17 protein-coding genes are annotated in these 22,010 nt (G+C 73.3%); 11 read left to right on the forward strand and 6 right to left on the reverse strand.

Annotated elements, in window-relative coordinates; all coding sequences use genetic code 11:
• Positions 1–27 precede the first annotated feature (27 nt).
• The 6 genes from IE275_RS00270 to IE275_RS00290 all read left to right on the forward strand — a co-directional run bounded on the left by IE275_RS00270 (position 28) and on the right by IE275_RS00290 (position 6,130).
• Positions 28–1,047, forward strand: a complete 1,020-nt coding sequence (locus IE275_RS00270; protein WP_189706131.1) for an ABC transporter substrate-binding protein — start codon at positions 28–30, stop codon at positions 1,045–1,047.
• 59 nt (positions 1,048–1,106) lie between these two features.
• A complete protein-coding gene (locus IE275_RS47205; RefSeq protein ID WP_373299143.1) occupies positions 1,107–1,238 on the forward strand; it encodes a putative leader peptide in 132 nt (43 codons plus the stop codon).
• 75 nt (positions 1,239–1,313) lie between these two features.
• A complete protein-coding gene (locus IE275_RS00275) occupies positions 1,314–2,504 on the forward strand; it encodes an LLM class flavin-dependent oxidoreductase (protein WP_189706133.1) in 1,191 nt (396 codons plus the stop codon).
• A 23-nt stretch (positions 2,505–2,527) separates the two neighbouring features.
• Positions 2,528–3,901 carry an NtaA/DmoA family FMN-dependent monooxygenase gene (locus IE275_RS00280; RefSeq protein ID WP_189706135.1) on the forward strand — a complete coding sequence of 458 codons (1,374 nt, stop codon included), beginning with the start codon at positions 2,528–2,530 and terminating at the stop codon, positions 3,899–3,901.
• Positions 3,898–4,989, forward strand: a complete 1,092-nt coding sequence (locus IE275_RS00285; RefSeq protein WP_189706137.1) for an LLM class flavin-dependent oxidoreductase — start codon at positions 3,898–3,900, stop codon at positions 4,987–4,989. The genes IE275_RS00280 and IE275_RS00285 overlap by 4 nt, the downstream gene beginning before the upstream one ends.
• Positions 4,982–6,130, forward strand: coding sequence for an LLM class flavin-dependent oxidoreductase (locus IE275_RS00290; protein ID WP_189706139.1), 1,149 nt, complete (start codon positions 4,982–4,984; stop codon positions 6,128–6,130). The genes IE275_RS00285 and IE275_RS00290 overlap by 8 nt, the downstream gene beginning before the upstream one ends.
• Before the next feature lie 105 nt (positions 6,131–6,235).
• On the opposite strand, the gene absR1 is transcribed toward IE275_RS00290, so the two are convergent.
• Positions 6,236–7,321, reverse strand: coding sequence for a beta-glucuronidase AbsR1 (gene absR1 / locus IE275_RS00295; RefSeq protein WP_189706141.1), 1,086 nt, complete (start codon positions 7,319–7,321; stop codon positions 6,236–6,238).
• A 95-nt stretch (positions 7,322–7,416) separates the two neighbouring features.
• Here absR1 and IE275_RS00300 point away from each other — a divergent pair, with 95 nt between their 5' ends.
• Complete coding sequence (locus IE275_RS00300) at positions 7,417–9,174, forward strand: LuxR family transcriptional regulator AbsR2 (RefSeq protein ID WP_189706143.1); 1,758 nt, start codon at positions 7,417–7,419, stop codon at positions 9,172–9,174.
• Positions 9,175–9,259: 85 nt separating this feature from the next.
• Here the strand turns inward: IE275_RS00300 and IE275_RS00305 are convergent, their stop codons facing one another.
• On the reverse strand, positions 9,260–11,863 hold the full coding sequence (locus IE275_RS00305; protein WP_189706145.1) for a CHAT domain-containing protein: 2,604 nt from the start codon (positions 11,861–11,863) through the stop codon (positions 9,260–9,262).
• Positions 11,864–12,125: 262 nt separating this feature from the next.
• On the opposite strand from IE275_RS00305, the gene IE275_RS00310 reads away from it, so the two are divergent.
• From IE275_RS00310 to IE275_RS00320, 3 genes are all read left to right on the forward strand, one after another.
• Entirely contained in the window at positions 12,126–13,538 is a 1,413-nt protein-coding gene (locus IE275_RS00310) for a S8/S53 family peptidase (protein ID WP_189706147.1), read from the forward strand.
• Between the two features lie 156 nt (positions 13,539–13,694).
• Positions 13,695–14,270 carry an RNA polymerase sigma factor gene (locus IE275_RS00315; RefSeq protein ID WP_229870026.1) on the forward strand — a complete coding sequence of 192 codons (576 nt, stop codon included), beginning with the start codon at positions 13,695–13,697 and terminating at the stop codon, positions 14,268–14,270.
• Between the two features lie 5 nt (positions 14,271–14,275).
• Entirely contained in the window at positions 14,276–14,797 is a 522-nt protein-coding gene (locus tag IE275_RS00320) for a hypothetical protein (protein ID WP_189706151.1), read from the forward strand.
• A 19-nt stretch (positions 14,798–14,816) separates the two neighbouring features.
• Here the strand turns inward: IE275_RS00320 and IE275_RS00325 are convergent, their stop codons facing one another.
• Together IE275_RS00325 and IE275_RS00330 are read right to left on the reverse strand one after the other, a co-directional pair.
• Positions 14,817–15,611 (reverse strand): N-formylglutamate amidohydrolase, encoded by a 795-nt coding sequence (locus IE275_RS00325; RefSeq protein WP_189706153.1) that lies wholly within the window; start codon positions 15,609–15,611, stop codon positions 14,817–14,819.
• A gap of 98 nt (positions 15,612–15,709) precedes the next feature.
• On the reverse strand, positions 15,710–17,929 hold the full coding sequence (locus IE275_RS00330) for an NADP-dependent isocitrate dehydrogenase (protein WP_189706155.1): 2,220 nt from the start codon (positions 17,927–17,929) through the stop codon (positions 15,710–15,712).
• 198 nt (positions 17,930–18,127) lie between these two features.
• On the opposite strand from IE275_RS00330, the gene IE275_RS00335 reads away from it, so the two are divergent.
• Positions 18,128–19,687 carry a M1 family metallopeptidase gene (locus IE275_RS00335; RefSeq protein ID WP_189706157.1) on the forward strand — a complete coding sequence of 520 codons (1,560 nt, stop codon included), beginning with the start codon at positions 18,128–18,130 and terminating at the stop codon, positions 19,685–19,687.
• Between the two features lies 1 nt (position 19,688).
• Here the strand turns inward: IE275_RS00335 and IE275_RS00340 are convergent, their stop codons facing one another.
• Positions 19,689–20,789 carry a mechanosensitive ion channel family protein gene (locus IE275_RS00340; RefSeq protein WP_189706159.1) on the reverse strand — a complete coding sequence of 367 codons (1,101 nt, stop codon included), beginning with the start codon at positions 20,787–20,789 and terminating at the stop codon, positions 19,689–19,691.
• Positions 20,790–21,018: 229 nt separating this feature from the next.
• Entirely contained in the window at positions 21,019–21,978 is a 960-nt protein-coding gene (locus tag IE275_RS00345) for a lysylphosphatidylglycerol synthase transmembrane domain-containing protein (RefSeq protein ID WP_229870027.1), read from the reverse strand.
• Positions 21,979–22,010 lie beyond the last annotated feature (32 nt).

Consider the following 22,010-nt stretch of genomic DNA (forward strand, 5'->3'; position numbering starts at 1 on the left):
ACCACCCCTGAGTCACAAAGGACGGCCATGCCTGCCCACTTCACCCGACGCAGCCTGCTTCGCGGCATCACCGCGGCCACCGCGGTCGCCACCCTCGCCACCGGGCTCGCCGCCTGCGGTGGTGAGAGCGCCGCCACGACGACCGGCGGTGCCGCCGGCAGCGTGACCGTCGGACGGGTGTCGAACGGCGCCGCCGAGGAGACCACCCTGAAGGTCTCCGAGGTGAAGTCGATCAGCGCCGAACTCCCCGAGTCCGTCCGCAAGAGCGGCAAGCTCGTCATCGGTGTCGGCGCCCTGCCCTCCGGCTTCGCCCCGCTGGCGTACATCGGCGACGACCAGAAGACCCTCACCGGCGCCGAGCCCGACCTCGGCCGTCTGGTGGCGGCGGTCCTCGGCCTGGAGCCCGAGACGAAGAACTTCACCTGGGAGAACCTCTTCGTCGGCATCGACAGCGGCAAGGTCGACGTCGCCTTCACGAACGTCACCGACACCGAGGAGCGCAAGAAGAAGTACGAGTTCGCCTCCTACCGCCAGGACAACCTCGGCTGGGAGGTCAAGAAGTCCAGCACCTGGAACTTCGACGGCGACTACGAGAACCTCGCGGGCCTGACCGTCACCGTCGGCTCCGGCACCAACCAGGAGAAGATCCTCCTGGAGTGGAAGAAGAAGCTCGAGGCCGAGGGCAAGAAGCTCACCATCAAGTACTACCCGGACCGCAACGGCATCTACCTGGCGCTCGCCAGCGGCAAGATCGACGCGTTCTTCGGCCCCAACCCCGGCATCGCCTACAACGTCACCAAGACCGCGGGCACCGCGAACGCGACCCGAAGCGCGGGCACCTTCTCCGGCGCGGGCGAGACGCTCCAGGGCCTGATCGCCGCCACCGCCAAGAAGGACAGCGGCCTCGCCGAGCCGCTCGCGGACGCCATCAACCACCTGATCGAGAACGGGCAGTACGCCAAGTGGCTGGCGGCCTACAACCTTTCCGACGAGGCCGTCGCCAAGTCCGAGGTGAACCCGCCCGGTCTGCCCCTGGACAACTCCTGACCGGCCCCGGCCCCGCCGGGAACACCCGGCGGGGCACGGGCGTTGTGACCGATGACGAGATGGGACAGGCGCCGACGCGCGCCCGACAGGGGGAGGTGCCGGCCGTGACGCACACCCTCCACGCCGTGCACCTGACCTCCCGGCCTCACATAGACCTCCAGCGCGTGGCCGGCGCGCTCTGTTGTTCCTGACACCCGTTCCCCGAAGCGGCACCCCATGGCGTGGGTGACGTGCGCTCTCGTACGGATCTCCAGGAAGGCACCCTCGTGTCCTCGACCCCCGTTTCCCCTCTGCACCTCGCCGTCGCCCTCGACGGCACCGGCTGGCACCCCGCCTCCTGGCGCGAGCCCGTCGCCCGCCCCCGCGAGCTGTTCACCGCCGGATACTGGGCCGGCCTGGTCGCCGAGGCCGAGCACGGCCTTCTCGACCTCGTCACCATCGAGGACGGCCTCGGCCCGCAGTCCTCCCACTTCCTCGACCCGGACGACCGCACCGACCAGGTCCGCGGCCGCCTCGACGCCGTGCTGATCGCCTCGCGCGTCGCCCCGCTCACCCGGAACATAGGTCTGGTGCCGACCGCGGTCGTCACCCACACCGAGCCGTTCCACCTCTCCAAGGCGATCGCCACCCTCGACTACGTGAGCACCGGCCGCGCGGGCGTGCGCGTCCAGATCACCGCTCGCCCGAACGAGGCCGCCCACTTCGGCCGCCGCACGATCGCGCGCATCGAGCACTACGAGACCCCGGTGGTCGCCGACCTGTTCGACGAGGCAGCCGACCACGTGGAGGTCGTGCGCCGCCTCTGGGACAGCTGGGAGGACGACGCCGAGATCCGGGACGCCGGCACGGGCCGCTTCATCGACCGGGACAAGCTGCACCACATCGACTTCGAGGGCCGCCACTTCCGGGTCAAGGGCCCCTCCATCACCCCGCGCCCGCCGCAGGGCCAGCCCCTGGTCACCGCCCTCGCCCACGCCACCGTCCCCTACCGGCTGGTGGCCCGCGCCGCCGACATCGGCTACGTCACCCCGCACGACACCGACCAGGCCCGCGCGATCGTCGCCGAGATCCGCGCCGAACAGGAGAGCGCCGGCCGGGCGGCCGACCCGCTGCACGTCTTCGGCGACCTGGTGGTCTTCCTCGACGACGACCCCGGCGAGGCCGCCGCCCGCCGCGACCGCCTCGACACCCTCGCCGGCGAGGAGTACACCAGCGACGCCCGGATCTTCACCGGCACCCCCGCCCAACTCGCCGACCTGCTCCAGGAGTTCCAGTCCGCCGGGCTGACCGGATTCCGGCTGCGCCCCGCCGTCGCCGGCCACGACCTCCCGGCGATCACCCGCGGCCTCGTCCCCGAACTCCAGCGCCGCGACGCCTTCCGCCGCGCCTACGAGGCCGACACCCTGCGCGGACTGCTCGGCCTGAGCCGCCCCGCCAACCGCTACGCCGCAGTCTGAGCCGGACGGAGAGCCGACGACCCATGAGCAAGCCCCTGAAGCAGATCCACCTGGCCGCCCACTTCCCCGGCGTCAACAACACCACCGTGTGGAGCGACCCCCGGGCCGGCAGTCACATCGAGTTCAGCTCCTTCGCCCACTTCGCCCGCACCGCCGAACGCGCCAAGTTCGACTTCCTCTTCCTCGCCGAGGGCCTCAGGCTCCGCGAACAGGGCGGCAGGATCTACGACCTGGACGTCGTCGGCCGCCCCGACACCTTCACCGTCCTCGCCGCGCTCGCCGCCGTGACCGAACACCTCGGCCTCACCGGCACCATCAACTCCACCTTCAACGAGCCCTACGAGGTGGCCCGCCAGTTCGCCAGCCTCGACCACCTCTCCGACGGCCGCGCCGCCTGGAACGTCGTCACCTCCTGGGACGCCTTCACCGGCGAGAACTTCCGCCGCGGCGGCTTCCTCCCGCAGGAGGAGCGCTACTCCCGCGCCAAGGAGTTCCTCGCCACCGCGCACGAACTCTTCGACTCCTGGCAGGGCGACGAGATCCTCGCCGACCAGGCCGGCGGCGCCTTCCTGCGCGACGCCAAGGCCGGCGCCTTCGTCCACGAGGGCCGGCACTTCGACATCCACGGCCGGTTCAACGTCCCGCGCAGCCCTCAGGGCCGCCCGGTGATCTTCCAGGCCGGCGACTCCGACGAGGGCCGCGAGTTCGCCGCGTCGAGCGCCGACGCGATCTTCAGCCGGTACGCCACTCTCGACGAGGGCCGGGCCTTCTACACGGACGTCAAGTCCCGCCTCGCCCGGTACGGCCGCCGCGCCGACCAGCTGCTGATCCTGCCCGCCGCAAGCTTCGTCCTCGGCGACACCGACGCGGAGGCCGAGGAGATCGCGAGGGACGTACGCCGACAGCAGGTCAGCGGCGCCACCGCGATCAAGCACCTGGAGTTCGTCTGGAACCGGGACCTGTCCTCCTACGACCCGGACGGTCCCCTTCCCGACATCGACCCCGACCCCGGCGAGCACCACATCGCCCGGGGCCGCGCCCAGGTCCGCATGTACCGCGATCCGCTGGCCACCGCCCGCGAGTGGCGCGAGCGGGCGGCGGCGAACAACTGGTCCATCCGCGACCTGGTCATCGAGACCGGCAACCGGCAGAACTTCGTCGGTTCCGCCGAGACGATCGCCGAGACCATCGACACCTACGTCCAGGCCGACGCGAGCGACGGCTTCATCCTCGTCCCGCACATCACCCCCGGCGGCCTCGACGCGTTCGCCGACCGGGTCGTCCCGCTCCTCCAGGAACGGGGCGTCTTCCGCACCGAGTACGAGGGCACCACCCTGCGCGACCACCTCGGCCTCGCACACCCGGACGACGTCCGCGACGAGCGGGCCGCCTCGTGAAGTTCCTCGCCATCACCCTGATCGTGCACCGCCCGGACCCGGTCACCGGCGTCCTGAAGTCCACCCAGGACCGCTTCCGCGAGGTACTCGACAACGCCCTGCTCGCCGAGGAACTCGGCTTCGACGGCTTCGGCGTGGGGGAGCGGCACGAGCGGCCGTTCCTCTCCTCCTCGCCGACCGTCGTCCTCAGCCATGTGGCCGCCCTGACCCGGCGGATCCGGCTCTTCACCGCCGTGACGACCCTCAGCCTCCTCGACCCCGTCCGCGCCTACGAGGACTACGCCACCCTCGACCACCTCTCCGGCGGCCGGCTCGACCTCATCATCGGCAAGGGCAACGGCGCCGCCCAGCGCGAGCTGTTCCGGGTCACCCCCGAGGACCAGTGGGCGCGCAACGCCGAGAGCTACGAGGTGTTCCGGCGGATCTGGCGCAACGACAAGGTCACCGCGGCGACCCGGTTCCGCCCGCCGCTGACCGACGCCGAGGTGTGGCCGAGGCCGTACCAGCGGCCCGTCCGCGTCTGGCACGGCAGCGCCACGAGCAAGGAGTCCGTGGACCTGGCCGCCCGCTACGGCGACCCGCTGTTCTCGGCGAACGTCACCCACCCCGTCGAGCCCTACGCCGAACTCGTCCGCCACTACCGCGAACGCTGGGAGCACTACGGCCACGACCCGGCGGACATCGCGGTGGGCGCGGGCTCGGCCGGGCTGTACGTGGCACCCACCTCGCAGGAGGCGGTCGAGGCCTACCGGCCGGTCTTCGAGAGCAACCTGGAGTTCCAGCGCAAGGCCGGACTGCCCGTCGTCTTCGAGACCCTGGAGGACTTCGTCGAGCGCAGCTCCGCCCTGATCGGCAGCCCGCAGCAGGTCGTCGACAAGGTCCACCGCTACCACGAACACCTCGGCCACTCGGTGCTGCATCTGCACGCGGACGCCGGCGGGCTGAGCGACACCCGGCACCGGGACTCGCTGGAGCTGTTCCAGTCGGCGGTGGCGCCGGTGCTGCGCAAGGAGATACCGGACCCGCCGTTCGCCTGGGGACCGGTGCTCCCGGCGGCACCGGCCGACGAGGAGCCCGCCCGTGCCTGAGACACCTCTCGGCGTCCTCGACCTGGTCCCGGTCTCCTCCGGTTCCACCGCCGCGGACGCCCTGCGCAACTCCCTCGACCTCGCCCGGCACGCCGAGCGCCTCGGCTACGCCCGCTACTGGTTCGCCGAGCACCACCTCAACCCCGGTGTCGCCGGTACGTCCCCGGCGGTCCTCCTCGCGCTGACCGCCGCCGCGACCTCCACGATCCGGCTCGGCTCCGGAGCCGTCCAGCTCGGCCACCGCACCGCCCTGAGCACGGTCGAGGAGTTCGGCCTGGTCGACGCCCTGCATCCCGGCCGCCTCGACCTGGGCCTGGGCCGCTCCGGAGGAGGCCCGTCCGGGCCGCCGGCCGCCCCGCCGCCCACGGCCACCCCGGTCGTCGACGGCCGGGCGCCGAACGGCCTGCTCATCCCGCCCCGCTTCGCCTTCGAGAACCTCCTCGGCTCACCCCGGATCGCACTCCAGCGCAGACTGCTCCTGCTGCCCGGCGCCGCGTCCCAGGACTACGCCGAGCAGATCGACGACGTCCTCGCCCTGCTCGCCGGCACCTACCGCTCCCCGGAAGGCGTCGAGGCCCACGCCGTCCCCGGGGAAGGGGCCGACGTCGAGGTGTGGATCCTGGGCAGCAGCGGCGGCACCAGCGCCGAGGCCGCCGGCGCCCGGGGCCTGCGGTTCGCGGCGAACTACCACGTCAGCCCGGCCACCGTCCTGGAGGCGGTGGCCGGCTACCGCGCCCGCTTCAAGCCCTCCGCGACCCTCGACCGGCCGTACGTGAGCGTCTCCGCCGATGTCGTCGTCGCCGAGGACGACACCCGCGCCCGGGAGCTGGCCACCGGCTACGGCCCCTGGGTGCGCAGTATCCGCACCGCCGAGGGCGCCATCGCGTTCCCGACCCCGCGGGAGGCCCGCGCCCTCGCCTGGACCGACGAGGACCGTGCCCTGGTCCAGGACCGGCTCGACACTCAGTTCGTCGGCTCCCCGGCCCAGGTCGCCGACCGGCTGGAACAACTTCAGGAGGCCACCGGCGCCGACGAGCTGCTCATCACCACCATCACCCACGACCACGCCGACCGGGTCCGCTCCTACGAACTGCTCGCGCGGGAATGGCACCGCCGGGGCCACGGCCCCGTGCCGGGCTGACCAGGGGCGCCGGTGCGGCCGGGGCCACGTCGCCCTCCCCCGAGGGCGGCGTGACCCCGGCGCTTCCCCCGGCGCCGGACTGTGGTCAAGGGGCGGTCGTCGCCGTCACCAGCACATGACCGCCGTCTGGCCCGACCCCCACCCGGAGTACAGGCGCACCCGGACGACGTAGCGGCGGCCCTTGACGAGCCGCGCCCGGATCGTGGCGTTGCCCGGGGCGCCCCCGTCGTCGCGGCCCGCGAGGAAGCGGGGCTCCCCGTCCCGCTCCTCGAAGACCACGACGACCGCGTCGCTCTCCCCGAAGGTGCCGAAGGTGTACTCGCGGGTCTCCCGCTGCTCCACCGTGAAGTCGGCCTGCTCGCCCGGCCCCAGCGACAGCGGCACCGAACGGAACGGCACCAGCGCGGGCCGCGCCGAAGCGGCCGCCGGCGGATACCAGCGGAGCACGAACTCCTTGTCCAGCGGCGACAGTTCACCGCTCGGGTGGACACCCCCGCGGAACTGCTCCGGCTCCAGGATCAGCCCCGCGGAGAACGGGTACTCCATCACGGAGTGCGGATCCCACACCGACCCGTTGACCTCGGCCGGGTCCAGCTTGCGCAGGATGTTGAAGTAGGTGCGGTCCCGGCTCCAGTGGTTCGGCGGGCCCGCGAGATCCGCGTACACGGCCTCGTCGTCCCAGTGGATCCCGGCGAACGGGCTCTGGTGCTCGTGCTGCATGCCGAGCGCGTGCCCGATCTCGTGCAGGGCGGTGGCGCGCTCCCCGGGCGCGGTCAGGTCCCAGCCGAAGTTCATGGTGCGCTCGGCGAGGCCCGCCGCCAGGGCGTCGCGGCCCACGGCCGACCAGGAGCCGTCGCCCTGCTGGAACCCGATCCGCAGCTCCGCCTCCGAGCGGTCGCCGACCTCGGCGAACGACACCCCGATGCCGAGGCCGGCCCACGCGCGGAAGCAGTCGCGCACCACGTCCCGCTGGCGCTCGTCGCCCACCCAGGACACCCACCGGGTCCCCCCGGAGCCCGGCACGGGAATGACCGACCCGTCGTCCTCGCCGTCGAAGAAGCAGTAGTGCAAGGCCGTCCCGTTGACCCACATCCGCCGCCCGCTCAGGAGCGCGCCCAGCCGCTCGGCGGCCAGCCCCGGGGCGAACACGGGGGCCGGCTGCTGCGCGAGGGAGCAGTAGCGGGCGGTCATGCGCCCAGGCTGCCGCGCCACGCCGCCCGGGCGCCTGAGTCGGGGGCTACTCAAGTCGCCCTGTATCAGGCGTGAGCACCCGGACTCCACATGATGTGACGACGATCGAAGCGCACGCCAAGACCCTTCTGCTGCCGTGGCCGTTCACCGGCCGGGAGGAGGAACTGGCTCTCGTCCGAAGGTCGTTGACGGCGGGCCGGCCCGGCATCGTGGTGACGGGGCCGGCCGGCTGCGGCCGCAGCCGCCTGGCGGCCGAAGCGGTCCGCGGCACCGACTGCGCCCGCGTGACCCCCGCCCCCGAGACCCGCGGCACGCCCTTCGCCGCCTTCGCCCACCTGCTCCCCGAGTCCGTCACGCTCCACCGCGCCGTCCGCGTCCTGTCCGGCGTACGGCTGCTGCTCGTCGACGACGCGCACCTGCTCGACGACGCCTCCGCCGCCCTCCTCCACCAGCTGGCCGTGCAGGGCCGCACCCGGCTGCTGGTCGTCGTGACCGACGGCGTCCCCGCCCCCGACGCGGTCACCCGCCTGTGGACCGGCGAACTGCTGCCCCGTCTCGCTCTCGAACCCCTGCCCGACGACGACACGGACCCGCTCCTCGCGGCCGCCGCCGGCCGCCCCCCGGAACCCCTCACCGCCAACCGGCTGCGCCGTCTGTGCCGGGGCGACCTGCGTCTGCTGCGGGACCTGCTGGGCGCCCTGCGCGACGAGGGCCGGCTCACCCGGGTCCCGGACACCGACGCGTGGGCATGGCGCGGCCCGGTCCCGCCGACCCCGACGCTCCGTGAACGCACCGCCGCCGTCCTCGCCCGCACCTGCCCCGAGGAACGCGAGGCCCTCGACCGCCTCGCCTTCGCCGAACCCCTGCCGCTGCCCGCCGGCACCCTGGACCTGCGGGCCCTGGAGCGCCTGGAGGCGGACGGACTGATCGACGTGGCGGACGACGGCACGACCGTCCGGCTGGCCCATCCCCTGCACGGCCCGGTCCTGCGCGCCGCGGCGGGCCGGCTGCGCGCGAGACGGCTGGCCGGCCTTCGCGGACCGCTGACGGACGCGCTCGACACGGAAGCCGCCGCCCTGCTCCACGGCATCGCCCACGCCGACGTCCGCACGGTCCGGACCCCGGTGGGGGAGTGGCTGGCCGCGGAGGGGGAGCCGGTCCCGCCCGGATACGCCGCCGTCCGCGCCCGGTTCGCCCGGCTGCGCGGAGAGCTGCGCGAGGCCGCGGCCTGGGCCCGGGAAGGCCTGGCCGCCGCGGGCGAGGACACCGCGTGCCGCCGCGAACTCGGCCTCGCCGTCGCCCAGTCCGGCGAACCGGCCCCCGGCGTCACGGCATCCCCGAAGCCGCTCACGGAGGACGACGCCTACGACGCCGTACGCCTCGGCGCCCCCGAGCACGCCCTCGGCCTCCTCCCGCCCGACGGCGTCTTCGCCCGGCACGCCCGGGCGCTCGCCCGCGCCGACGGACCCGCCCTGGACCGGGTCGCCGAGGAACTGGCGGAGCGCGGCTTCCTGCTGTTCGCGGCCGAGGCGCACGCCCAAGCCGTGTCCGTGCACCGCGACCCGACCGCGGCCCGCACCGCCCGGACCCGCGCGGCCGCCCTGGCCCGCCGCTGCCAGGGCGCCCGCACCCCGGCCCTGTCCGGACTGGCCCTGGGCGAACTCACCGCCCGGCAGCGCCAGATCGTCACCCTCGCCGCGGCGGGCCTGAGCAACCGCCAGATCGCCGAACACCTCACGCTCTCCGTCCGCACCGTCGGCAATCACCTCTACAGCGCCTACACCCGCCTCGGCACAGCCGACCGCACGACCCTCCCGTGGCTGGTGGAACTGCCGGACACCGCGTCGGCCTGACCGCGTCGCGCGCGGCGACGCGCAGACAGCCGACGCTCGACCGACACACTGTCAAGCCGCCTGTCCAGGAAGGGACATCGGCCCCTCACGCCGCCCCGAACGCCGTGAACGCCCACCCCGTGGCCCGGTGCAGGGCGTCGGGCGGCAGGGCGGCGCGGGCGTCGCGCAGCGCCTCGGCGAGAGAGAGGCCGGTGCTGAGACTCCGGTGCAGGGCCAGCATCAGCGGGACCACCGCCGCGTCGTTGACGGGAGCACTGCTCGCGATCACGCCCGCGGTGCCCAGCGGCAGCAACGCGGTGACGAGGCCGAGGAGTTCGTCGGCACCGACGGAGGCGAGCCGGGCGGTGTCGCAACTGGACAGGATGATCCGGTACGGGCTGCGGGCGAGCCGTTCGAAGTCGTGGACGATCAGCGGGCCGTCGGCCATGCGCAGCGAGGAGAACATCGGGCTGTCGGCGCGGAACGTGCCGTGCGCCGCGATGTGCGCGAGCGCGGCCCCGTCCAGCTCCTCCAGCACCCGGGGCACCCGCGCGTCGGCGTGTTCCAGCACCGTCGGCCGCCCGTACCGGCCCGCCACCTCCGGCACCTCCGCCCCACCGGTGGCCAGCCCAGGACCCCGCACCAGGACGTGCCGTCCACCGGGCGGCGGCTCCGTCTCCCGGGCGCGCAGCCAGCCGCTCGCCGACGGCGACACGCTCACCACCCGCTCCCGCAGCGAGGGCAGCAGCGCCCAGGGCACCCGGTGCAGCCGGGCCGGCGGAACCACGATCACCGGACCGGACCCCAGCTGCCCCGCCGCCTCGCCCAGCAGCAGCTCCTCCAGCCGCCGCCCGGCCGCCTCCACCAGCGGCAGCCGGCCCTCCGCGCCCGGATGCGCCAGCCGGCGCAGCGCGGCCTGCACGTACTCGGCCTCGCGCTCCGCCTCCGCCAGCAGCCCGCCCGCGAAGCGCCGCACCTTCCCGCCCCCGCACAGCAGCACCTGCACCCGCCCGTCGAGCACGGCGAGTTCCACCAGCCGCGCCCGACCGAGCCGCTCCAGCAGCCGGCCCACGTCGAACCGGGCGCCGTCCCCGGGCACCTCCCCGCGGATGTGCAGGGTCCGGGACCGGACCTCCCGTTCCAGCCGGCGCTGCTCCCGCTCCAGGGCCGGCACCGGCCGCCCGTCCATCCGGGCGGTCTCGGCGCGGGCGGCGATCTCCCGGAAGGCCGTCATCCCGCTCAGCAGCGCCGGGTCGGCCGGCGGCCGGGTCGGCGGGGTGGACAGCGCCGTCGCCCGCCAGCGCTCGCTCCACCCCAGCAACTGCCGCGGCCCGCCCCGCTCCAGGCTCACCTGCTGGGCCAGCGCCGCCAGTTCCGCGCCCTGCGCGGTGGCCCGGGCGCGCAGCTCGGAGGCGCCCAGCGTCATCCGGTGGTCGTCCAGCACGTCGAGGCCGCGCCGGCAGGCCTCCAGCACGCCCCGACCGGACCCGGTGGCCCGCGCCCACAGGGCCTGCGCCGCCCAGCCGGTCATCCGCGCCAGCGGCGGCCCGCTGCGCCGGCTGCGCGCGGCGACCTCCAGATAGCGCTCGGCGTCCGCCGTCCAGTCCAGGCCCAGCGCGATCCGGCCCGCCAGCAGCCAGGCCTCCGGCGCGGCGGGCGCCCCGAACGCCGACAGCCGCTCGGCCAGCCGGGCGGCGTCCGCCACCAGCCGGCCCGAGCCCCGCCCCGTCGCGACCCGCGCCTCGATCAGCACCAGCCGGGCGTGCGTCTCCCACCAGGTGCGCCGCTGCCCGGCGAAAAGACGCTCCGCCACGGCCGCCCGGGCGATCGCCGTCCCCGGATCGCCCGCCAGCCGCGCCGCCTTCGCCGCCGCCAGCAGCAGCTCCGCCTTGCGTGTGGACTGTCCGCCGATCCCGTCCAGCACCGCGGTCGCCGCGTCCGCCTCGGCCAGCGCCTCCGGCGCCAGCCCGGCCGCCATCAGCACCTCGCAACGCCGGATGTTGAGCATGAAGGTCGGCGTGCCGAGCTTGGCGTACCGTTCCTCGGCCTCGTCGAGGAGCCGCAGCGCCGCCGGGACGTCACCCGAGCGGAACGCGGCCAGCCCCCGGCTCTCCACCGCGTCGGCCTTGTCGTGCTCCTGGCCGGTGGTGTCCCACAGTGCCTCGGCCGCCGTGAAGTCCGCCTCGGCCCGCTCCACCGCCCCGAGCGCCAGATGCACGGTGGCCCGCAGCGTCAGGGCGCGCGCCGTCCAGATGACGTCGTCCGCCTGCCGCAGCACGGGAATCGCCCGGCGTACGTCGTCCAGGGCCTCACGGTGATGGCCGAGCACCCACCAGGAGTACGCCCGCCGGTACAGCACCCGCGCGCGGGTGTGCCCGCTCCCGCGCCGAACCCCCCGCTCGAAGGCCTCCAGGCCCTGCCGGGTGCGGCCCGCGTGGACCAGCGCCACCCCGAGCGTGGCGAGGACGTCCGCCTCGCGCTCCGCCGAGTCCGCGCGGGCCGCCAGCTCGCGGGCGCGCCGCAGATGGTCCAGGGCGATCCGCATGTCGCCCCAGTCGCGCTGCCAGATGCCGATCACCTGATGGGCGACCGAGGCGTGCAACGGCGTCGGATCGGTGTCGAGCACTCCTTCCGCCCGCGACAACGCGTCGTTGGGGGCGGCGAACACCATCGGCAGCAGTTCGAGAACCGTGTCGTTTCCCGCTGTCACTCCACGGATGGTAGTGCTCCGGCTTGCACGCCACACCCGTTCGGCACCGTATCCACCGGTATCAATTGGACATCATGTCAATGTACTTGGCGCCGCGCGCACGGCCCGCGCGCCCGGCGCCAGGGAACCAGGAGGGGCGCGCGTCCATGGATGTGCTCCTGATGTCCGCAACCGCACCCCCCGTCCCGACCGTCGCACCTGCTGTATCAGACGACAGACTCCGGTCTCTGACTGACGACATAGGCTCAGGGGAGGACACGCCATGGCACCACAGCGATTCCACGAGCAGTTCGACCAGATCCAACGCACACTGCCCGACGTCCCGTTGGCGATGGGGCCGGACGACTCCGCCGAGTTCATCTACGAGAAGGGCGTCGTCCTCGCCCGCGACGGCGAGGAGGCACAGGTCGTCGAGGACACCGTCCGCACCCACTTCACCGCGGCCGCCGGCCTGGTCCCCGACCACGTGCGCCGCGCGGGACCGCGGACCAACCGCTCGGGCATCACCCGCATCCAGGTCGGCGACCCCGGCCAGGGCGGCCGCACCGGGGACCACGCCGTCGCGGGCGCCCTGCGCGCCCTGCGCGAGGCGGAGGGCCGCACCGGACGCCGGCTGGTCAGCCGCAACCACGTGGTGTCGATCTCGGTCAACGCCTGCCCCGGCGACGAGCCCGTCCCCGTCCCGCTCACCGAGCCGCTCAACCCCTCCCCGTCGGAGGGCGCCCACGACCCGGACGGCGCCGTCGGCGTCCTCGTCGTCGACACCGGCCTGATGCACGACCACCGCTCCTTCCCGCTGCTCGCCCACACCGGCGGCGACCTCCAGATGCGGGAGACGGACGAGGACGGCGTCCTCCAGCAGTACGTCGGCCACGGCACGTTCATCGCCGGGCTGCTCGCGGCCGTCGCGCCCAACACCGACATCACCGTGCGCGGCACCCTGAACGACGCCGGCGCGATCCTGGAGGACGCCTTCGGGGAAAGGCTCTTCGACGCCGTGGAGGAGGGCGGCTGGCCCGACATCCTCAGTCTCTCCGCCGGCACCTCCAACGGCCGGGTCGACGGCCTCCTCGGCCTCGACGCCTTCATGCGCGCGCTCCGGGACCAGCGCACCCTGCTGGTCGCCGCCGCCGGCAACAACGCCAGCGCCACCCCGTTCTGGCCCGCCGCCTACACGTCCCTGCCGGACTACGCCGACGCGGTCCTGTCCGTCGGCGCGCTGCGCGGCGACGGCGAGTTCGGCGCCTGCTTCAGCAACCACGGCCCCTGGGTGCGGGTCTACGCCCCCGGCGAGCGCCTCACCAGCGCCCTCACCGGCTTCGACGCCCCCGTCCCGTACGTCTACCAGCACTCCACCTACGACGCCTGCCGCTACGGCTTCGGCTACGCCTGCACCTGCCGCTCGCCGCGCCACAGCGGCGTCCTGAGCGACGGTTCCGGCAAGCCGGACCAGGTGATGTTCGAGGGGTTCGCGTCCTGGAGCGGCACGTCCTTCGCGACGCCCGTGGTGGCCGGACTCGTCGCCGCCCACATGACCGCCCACAAGGAGAGCGACCCGCGTGCCGCGGCCCGTCAGCTCCTCGCCGGGAACACGGAGTTCGCCGAGGTGCGCGGGGCGCATGTGCCGGCGCTGCTGCCCGCCACCTGGCGTCCGGTCCCGGTCGGTCCGGCATGAGCGGTCCGGCATGAATCCCGGCACCTGTCCCGGCACCTCTCACGGCCCGAGTGCCGTCGCGCGTCCGGGTTCTCGTCCCGGTGCGAGGACGCCATGAGGTCCGAACGAGCCCCCGTCACGGCGTACGATGACAGGCCGTACACGAGGGGTGGGGCCGTGGACCGTAGTGATGTCGGCGCGCTCGTCCAGTCCGCCGTCGACGGTGACACGGCGGCCTGGAAGGCGCTGGTGGAAGGGCTGAGCCCGCTGGTGTGGTCGGTGGTGCGCTCCCACCGGCTCTCGGACGCCGACGGGAGCGAGGTGTACCAGACCGTCTGGTTCCGCTTCGCCCAGCACCTGGGCCGGATCCGGGAGCCGGACAAGGCGGGTTCCTGGCTCGCGATCACCGCGCGCAACGAGTGCCTGAAAGTGATCAAGAGCTTACGACGGCTCACCCCGACGGACGATCCCCAGCTGCTCGACCGCGCCAGCGAGGACCGGACCCCGGAGGAGTCGGTACTGGACTCGGAGGAGGCGGCCGCCCAGAGCGAGCGCGTCCGCTTCCTCTGGCAGGAGTTCGAGGCGCTCGGCGACCGCTGCCGGCAACTGCTGCGGGTGCTGATCGCCTCACCGCCGCCCAGCTATCAGGAGGTCTCGGCCGCCCTGGGCATCGCGGTGGGCAGCATCGGACCGATGCGCCAGCGATGCCTGCGCCGCCTGCGGGCCCGACTCGACGCACGGGGAGCACTGTGAACGGCATGGACGACAACGGCCACGGCAACGACGACGGCCACGGCAACGGCAACGACGACGGCATCTCCGTCGAGGGCGCCTTCGACGACGAGGAGTTCGACCTCGGCAGCCTGGAGGAGGAGCTGCGGCAGGCCGCCGCCATCCTGGACCCGGTCCCGGCCGAACTGCGCCGGTCCGCCGTCGAGGCCTACGCGCTGCACGACCTGGACGCCCGGATCGCCGAGCTGACCTTCGACTCGCTGACCGACGCCATCCCGGTCAGGGGAGCGGGGGACGTGGCGCGGATGCTGACCTTCCACACCGGCGACCTCACCGTCGACGTGGAGGTGACCGAAGACGGACTGATGGGCCAGCTGCTGCCCCCGCAGTCCGCCTCGATCGAGGTACTGCACGGCCCACGGGCCGGTGCCGCGCTCACCGCCGACGCCATGGGCCGCTTCGCCTGCGACACCCTGCCCGGCGGCCCGTTCGCCCTGCGCCTGCGGACCGGCGCGGAGGTGGTCGTCACCGAGTGGCTGCGCGCCTGAGCGCCCTGGACCGGGCGGCTCAGGAAACGGCGTCCACCAGGGACGCCAGCGCCCCGGCGAGCGCGGTCAGCCCCGGGCCCGCCGGGCCGCCCGGCTCGCTCATGTAGGTGTCCCGGCGGATCTCCACCATCAGCGCGGACACCCGCAAATCCGACCCGTAGTACTCCAGCGGTACGTACGCTCCGGCGAACGGGCTGTCCAGTCCCGTCTCCCCGATCCCCTCGAACGCCGTGCGCGCCGCGGTGAGCAGCTCCGGCGGGGTGTGGAAGGAGTCCGTGCCCAGGCAGACCGGCGGCCGCGGCCCCGCCCCGTGCAGCTCGTAGGGCAGCGGTGCGGCCGGGTAGGAGTGCACGTCGACGACGACGGCCCGCCCGACGGCCGCCAGCCGGTCGGCCACGGCGTCCGTCATGGCCCGCGCGTACGGCCGGAAGTACCGCTCGACCAGCGGCTCGGGGTCGAAGTCGTCCGGCCGCAGCACCTCCCGGTGCGTGGTCCGCGTGTACACGGCGCCCATCCCGACGGCCCGCATCTCCTCCCGCTCGTCCGGGAACCGCTCCGGGTCGACGACCAGCCGTGACAGCCGGTTGACGAACCGCCAGGGCGCCGCGCCGGCCAGCCGGGCCGCCTCCCCGGCGATCCGCGCGGTGTGCGAGTCCGTGATGTGGTCCAGCTCCCGCTCCAGCGCCGCGTCCTCCAGTACGATCCCGCTCCGTACCGCGTCCGGTATCTCCCGCGCCGAGTGCGGCACATGCAGGATCACGGGCGAGCCGGCGGCGCCGGGCAGGAAGTCGAAGGACGGTGCGGCAGGGGTCATGAGGCTGCTCCCGGGGCGTTCTCGGTGATGCGGTGCATGGTGAACGACTTCGCCCCGGCCGGTCGTGCCGGTCGGGGCGAAGCGCGGTGCGGGGTGCGTCAGTTCAGGGACGCCAGCGCCTCGTTCCAGGTGGCCGACGGGCGCATGACCGCCGCCGCCTTGGCCGGGTCGGGCTGGTAGTAGCCGCCGATGTCGGCGCCCTCGCCCTGGACGGCGTTCAGCTCGTCCACGATGGTCTGCTCGGCCGCGGTGAGCGTCTCGGCGAGCGGCGCGAACGCCTTCGCCAGCTCGGCGTCGTCGGTCTGCCGGGCCAGCTCCTGCGCCCAGTACAGGGACAGGAAGAAGTGGCTGCCGCGGTTGTCGATGCCGCCGACGCGACGGGTCGGGGACTTGTCCTCGTTGAGGAAGGTCGCCGTGGCGCGGTCGAGGGTGTCGGCGAGGACCTGGGCACGGGTGTTGCCGGTGGCCGTCGCGTACTGCTCCAGGGAGGGCACGAGCGCGAAGAACTCACCGAGGGAGTCCCAGCGCAGGTAGTTCTCCTTGACCAGCTGCTGGACGTGCTTCGGCGCGGAGCCGCCGGCGCCCGTCTCGAAGAGGCCGCCGCCCGCCATCAGCGGGACGACCGACAGCATCTTGGCGCTGGTGCCCAGCTCCAGGATGGGGAAGAGGTCGGTCAGGTAGTCGCGCAGCACGTTGCCGGTCACCGAGATGGTGTCCTCGCCGCGGCGGATGCGCTCCACCGACAGCTTGGTGGCCTCGACCGGGGCGAGGACACGGATGTCCAGGCCCTCGGTGTCGTGCTCCGGCAGGTAGGCGTCGATCTTGGCGATCAGGTTGGCGTCGTGCGCGCGGGTCTCGTCCAGCCAGAACACGGCAGGGCTGCCGGTGGCGCGGGCGCGGGTGACGGCGAGCTTCACCCAGTCCTTGATCGGCGCGTCCTTGGTCTGGCAGGCGCGGAAGATGTCGCCCGCGGCGACCGGCTGCTCGATGAGCACGTTGCCGGCCTGGTCGACCAGACGGACCGTGCCGGCCGTCGCGATCTCGAAGGTCTTGTCGTGGGAGCCGTACTCCTCGGCCTTCTGTGCCATCAGACCGACGTTCGGGACCGAGCCCATGGTCGACGGGTCGTAGGCGCCGTGGGCGCGGCAGTCGTCGATGACGGCCTGGTAGACGCCGGAGTAGGAGGAGTCCGGCAGGACCGCGAGGGTGTCGGCCTCCTGGCCGTCCGGGCCCCACATGTGGCCCGAGGTGCGGATCATGGCCGGCATCGAGGCGTCGACGATGACGTCGGACGGCACGTGCAGGTTGGTGATGCCCTTGTCGGAGTCGACCATCGCCAGGGCCGGGCCCTCGGCCAGCTCGGCGTCGAAGGAGGCCTTGATCGCGTCGCCCTCGGGCAGGGCCTGAAGGCCCTTGAGGATGCCGCCGAGACCGTCGTTCGGGGAGAGACCGGCGGCGGCCAGGACGGCGCCGTACTGCTCGAAGGTCTTCGGGAAGAAGGCGCGGACGACATGGCCGAAGACGATCGGGTCGGAGACCTTCATCATCGTGGCCTTGAGGTGCACGGAGAACAGCACGCCCTCGGCCTTGGCCCGGGCGACCTGGGCGGTGAGGAACGCGCGCAGCGCGGCGACGCGCATCACGGAGGCGTCGACGACCTCGCCCTCGAGGACCGGCACGGACGGGCGCAGCACGGTGGTGGTGCCGTCCTCGGCGACCAGCTCGATGCGCAGGGAGCCGGCCTCGGTGATCACGACGGACTTCTCCGTGGAGCGGAAGTCGTTCTCGCCCATGGTCGCCACGTCGGTCTTGGACTCCGACGACCACGCGCCCATGCGGTGCGGGTGGGTCTTGGCGTAGTTCTTGACCGAGGCGGGGGCGCGGCGGTCGGAGTTGCCCTCGCGCAGGACCGGGTTGACCGCGGAGCCCTTGATCTTGTCGTAGCGGGCCTGGATCTCCCGCTCCTCGTCGGTCTTCGGGTCGTCCGGGTAGTTCGGCAGGGCGTAGCCCTGGCCCTGGAGCTCGGCGACGGCGGCCTTGAGCTGCGGGATCGACGCCGAGACGTTCGGCAGCTTGATGATGTTGGCCGCGGGCGTCTTGGCCAGCTCGCCCAGCTCGGACAGGGCGTCCGGGATGCGCTGGTCCTCGGTGAGGTACTCCGGGAACACCGCGATGATGCGGCCGGCCAGCGAGATGTCCCGCGTCTCCACGGCGACACCCGCCTGCGAGGCGTACGCCTTGACCACCGGCAGGAAGGAATACGTCGCCAGGGCCGGGGCCTCGTCAGTGTGCGTATAGATGATGGTCGAGTCAGTCACCGGGTGCTCCGCTCCACGTCTGCAACATTGCTCGACATCAAGATATCTCGTGATCGGGCCGGGCTCGACAGGGGTCCGGCGGGTTCCGTGCCCCGGCGTGCAACCGAAGGGGCCGAAAGTGCGGTCAAGGAAGTAGATCGTCTTCCGATCCCCACGACGGCCGGGCCGACCACCCGGCCGTCCGAATGAAGGCTGACCATGAGATATCGCACCAGAGTGACGGCCCCCGCGGCCGCGCTGTTCGGTACCGCCGCGGCTCTGACCGTGGGCGGTGGCGCCCACGCGGCCCCGGGGGCCCCGGGAGGGCCGGGGGAGCCGGGCACGCCCGGCACCGAGACGCTCGGCGACCCCGTCTACCCGAACCTCGGCAACACCGGCTACCGCGTCCACGAGTACCACCTCGACTTCGCCTACGACGCCACGACCCGGCTGGTCGACGCCACGGCCACCCTGAAGCTGCGCACCACCCAGGCGCTGACCCGCTTCTCCCTGGACTGTCTCGGCCTGGACATACGCACCGTTCGGACCAACGGCCACGAGGCCGTGTTCGAGCAGGTGGAGGAGAAGCTGCGGATCACGCCCGGCCGGCCGCTGCCCAAGGGCGCCGCCGCCACGGTCCGCGTGGAGTACAGCGCCGATCCGCGCCGTATCCCGCAGCCGCTCACCGGGTGGGTCGTCACCCTGGACGGTTTCGCGGTGGCCGGCCAGCCCAACCTGGCCCACACCGTCTTCCCCTGCAACGACCACCCGCAGGACAAGGCGGACTTCACCTTCCGCGTCACCGCCCCCGCCGGTCTGAAGGGCGTGGCGAGCGGCCGGCTGGTGTGCACCGAGAACCTGGCCGACGGCCGCACCGCGACCACCTACCGCTCCGCCTCGCCGATGGCCACCGAACTGGTGCAGATCAGCGTCGGCGACTATGTGATCAAGGAGCGGCAGGGCCCGCACGGGCTGCCGCTGCGGGACGTCGTGCCGACCGCGCGGGCGGAGGCCCTGGAGCCGGCGCTCGCCCTCACCCCGGGCCACGTCGAGTGGCTGGAGGCCCGGCTGGGCGCCTACCCCTTCGAGATGTACGGCATCCTGCCGTGCAACTCCGACGACCCGCTGGCCTTCGACTTCACCGGCCTGGAGACCCAGACCCTCACGATCTACAAGCCGAACTACCTGCTCCAGGCCGAGCCGAAGATCGGCTCGCACATGATGCACGAGCTGGTCCACACCTACTTCGGCAACCTCGTCTCCCCCGCCACCTGGGCGGACCTGTGGCTGAACGAGGGCCACGCCGACTACTACGGCCTGCTGTACCGCTACGAGCGCGGCTGGGCGGACGGCCTGGGGCTGCTCTCGCTGGAAGCCCGGATGAAGGCCACCTACGCGTTGGGCGACCAGTGGCGCAAGGACTCCGGCCCGGTCGCCGCGCCGCCGAGCGCGGCCCGCCTCTTCGACGGCCAGCGCTACCTGGGCGGCGTCCTGGTGCTGTTCGCCCTGCGCGAGCTCGTCGGCGAGGACGTCTTCCACGCGATCGAGCGTGCCTTCCTGGACCGGTACCGCAACTCCGTGGCGACGACGCAGAACTACATCGACGTCGCCTCGGAGGTGTCGGGTCAGGACCTGTCCGGCTTCCTGCGGGACTGGCTCTACGGGACGGTGACCCCGCGGATGCCGAACCACCCCGACTGGACGGTCACGCCGCCGAAGTCGTCCCTCGCCGCGGGCCGGTCCGCCGCGCGCTCGCACGACAACTCGGCCACGCTCTGAGTCAGCCCTCGACGAGGCGGGGGGAGACCACCTCGCCCGCCTCCTCGGGGGTGCGCTGCTGCGGGATGAGCACCGCGCCCTGCTGGAGCGAGACGTTCCGCGCCGGCGCCGGGATACGGATGCCCTCGTCCCGGAAGCGCCGGTGCAGGCGCTTGATGAACTCGTGCTTGATCCGGTACTGGTCGCTGAACTCGCCGACGCCCAGGATGACCGTGAAGCCGATCCGGCTGTCGCCGAAGGTGTGGAAGCGCACGGCCGGCTCATGGTCCGGGACGGCGCCGGTGATCTCCGTCATCACCTCGGCGACGACCTCCGTCGTCACCCGCTCCACATGCTCCAGATCGCTGTCGTAGGCCACCCCGACCTGCACCAGGATCGTCAACTGCTGCTCGGGACGCATGAAGTTGGTCATGTTCGTCTTGGCGAGCTGGCCGTTGGGGATGACGACCAGGTTGTTCGACAGGGCGCGGACGGTGGTCTGCCGCCAGTTGATGTCCTCGACATAGCCCTCCTCGCCGCTGCTCAGCCGGATGTAGTCGCCCGGCTGCACGGTCTTGGAGGCGAGGATGTGGATGCCCGCGAAGAGGTTGGCGAGCGTGTCCTGAAGGGCCAGCGCCACCGCCAGCCCGCCGACGCCCAGCGCGGTGAGCATCGGCGCTATCGAGATACCGAGGCTCTGGAGCGCCACCAGGAAGCCGATCGCGAGGACCAGCACCCGGGTGATGTTCACGAAGATGGTGGCCGATCCGGCGACCCCGGACCGGGAGGAGGTCACGGACTGCACCAACTCGGCGACCACCCGGGCCGCCGACACGGTCACCGCGAAGATCAGCAGCACCGTGAGGCTCTGGTTGACGGTGTGCTGGACCGGCTTCGTCAGCGGCAGCGCCGCCGCCGCGGACGCCGCGCCGCCGGTGATCGCCGCCCACGGCACCACCGTGCGCAGCGCGTCCACCACGACGTCGTCGCCGTTCCACTTGGTGCGCTTGGCGTGCTTGGCCAGCCAGCGCAGCAGCCCGCGCGACAGAAAGGCCACCAGGAGGCCCGCGGCCAGCGCGATGCCGGCGAGGACACCGTCGTCCAGGGTCAGCGCACGGTTCACCGGCCACCTCCGGGACGTCGATCCGCGGCGGACCGGGCCGCCGTCGGCCGGATGTGAAGACTCGTCACGTTGTCACCTGCTTGTTTGCGGGATGTGCGGTCGCCCCGTACGAGAACGGGCGCGACCGTTCATCCTGCCGTATCCGGCACGGCAGTTCGTACCGGGCGGCCCCCGTGGGCGGATGTTCTCGGCCGGAGCGCGGGCGCCCGGCGGCCGTCCCTCGCGCCGCTCAGATCACCTTCAGCCGCACCAGAGCCCCCAGCGTCAACGCCCCTGGCAGCAACGGCAGCCAGACGGTGATGACCCGGAACGTGAGCACCACGGCCGTCGCCGGCGCCACCGGGCCGCCCGCCGCCACCAGGGCCACCACCAGGGCCGCCTCCACCGAGCCGATGCCGCCCGGGGTGGGTACGAGGGCGACCGCCACCGTCGCCGCCAGATACGCGACCGCCATGTGCGCCACCGGCACCGGCAGCCCGAGCGCCAGCCCCACCGTGGCCAGGCCGGCCGCCTGAAGCACCGGGAACGCCAGCGAACCGCCCCACAGGGCCAGCGCCCGGGCCGGCCGGGTGTGCACCGAACGCGCCTCGCCGAGCGCGGTCCGCAGGAACGCGCACACCGCCTGCCGCAGCCGCCGGACCGACGCCAGCGCGAGAACCACCAGGAGCACCACCGCCGCCACGGCGCCCAGCAGCGGGCCCCACGCCGCGTCCGGCAGCAGGGAACCGAGCCGCAGCGCGTCGGGGAACACCAGCAGCAGCACCGCCAGCAGACCGACCCGGGTCACCCCCTCCGCCAGCAGATACAGGGCGAGAGCCGCCGAGGAACGGGCCAGCGGCACCCCGCACACCGTCATGAACCGCAGATTGACGGCGCTCGCGCCCAGCCCGGTCGGCAGCAGATGGTTGGCGGCGCCCGCCGCGAACTGCGTGGCCAGCAGCCGCAGCCGGGGCAGCCGCTGGACCACGGCACCCTGCCGGGTGACGGCCGCCGCCACCCACGTCAGACAGGTCATCCCGGCCGCGGCCAGCAGCCAGGGCCACTGCGCCGTGCGCAGATGACCGACGCCCTCGGCCAGCACCGAGTGGTGGCGCACCGCGACCAACGAGACCAGCAGGAGCGGGACCAGGCACAGGATCCGGCGGACGGGCAGCCGCCGGGGCGATCGGGGAGAGGGAACCGCTGTCACACTCGGAGAGGGTTTCCGCGCGGGGCCAACCA

It is taken from the genome of Streptomyces phaeofaciens (genome assembly GCF_014648915.1).
In the GTDB taxonomy this organism is placed as follows: Bacteria; Actinomycetota; Actinomycetes; order Streptomycetales; family Streptomycetaceae; genus Streptomyces; species Streptomyces phaeofaciens.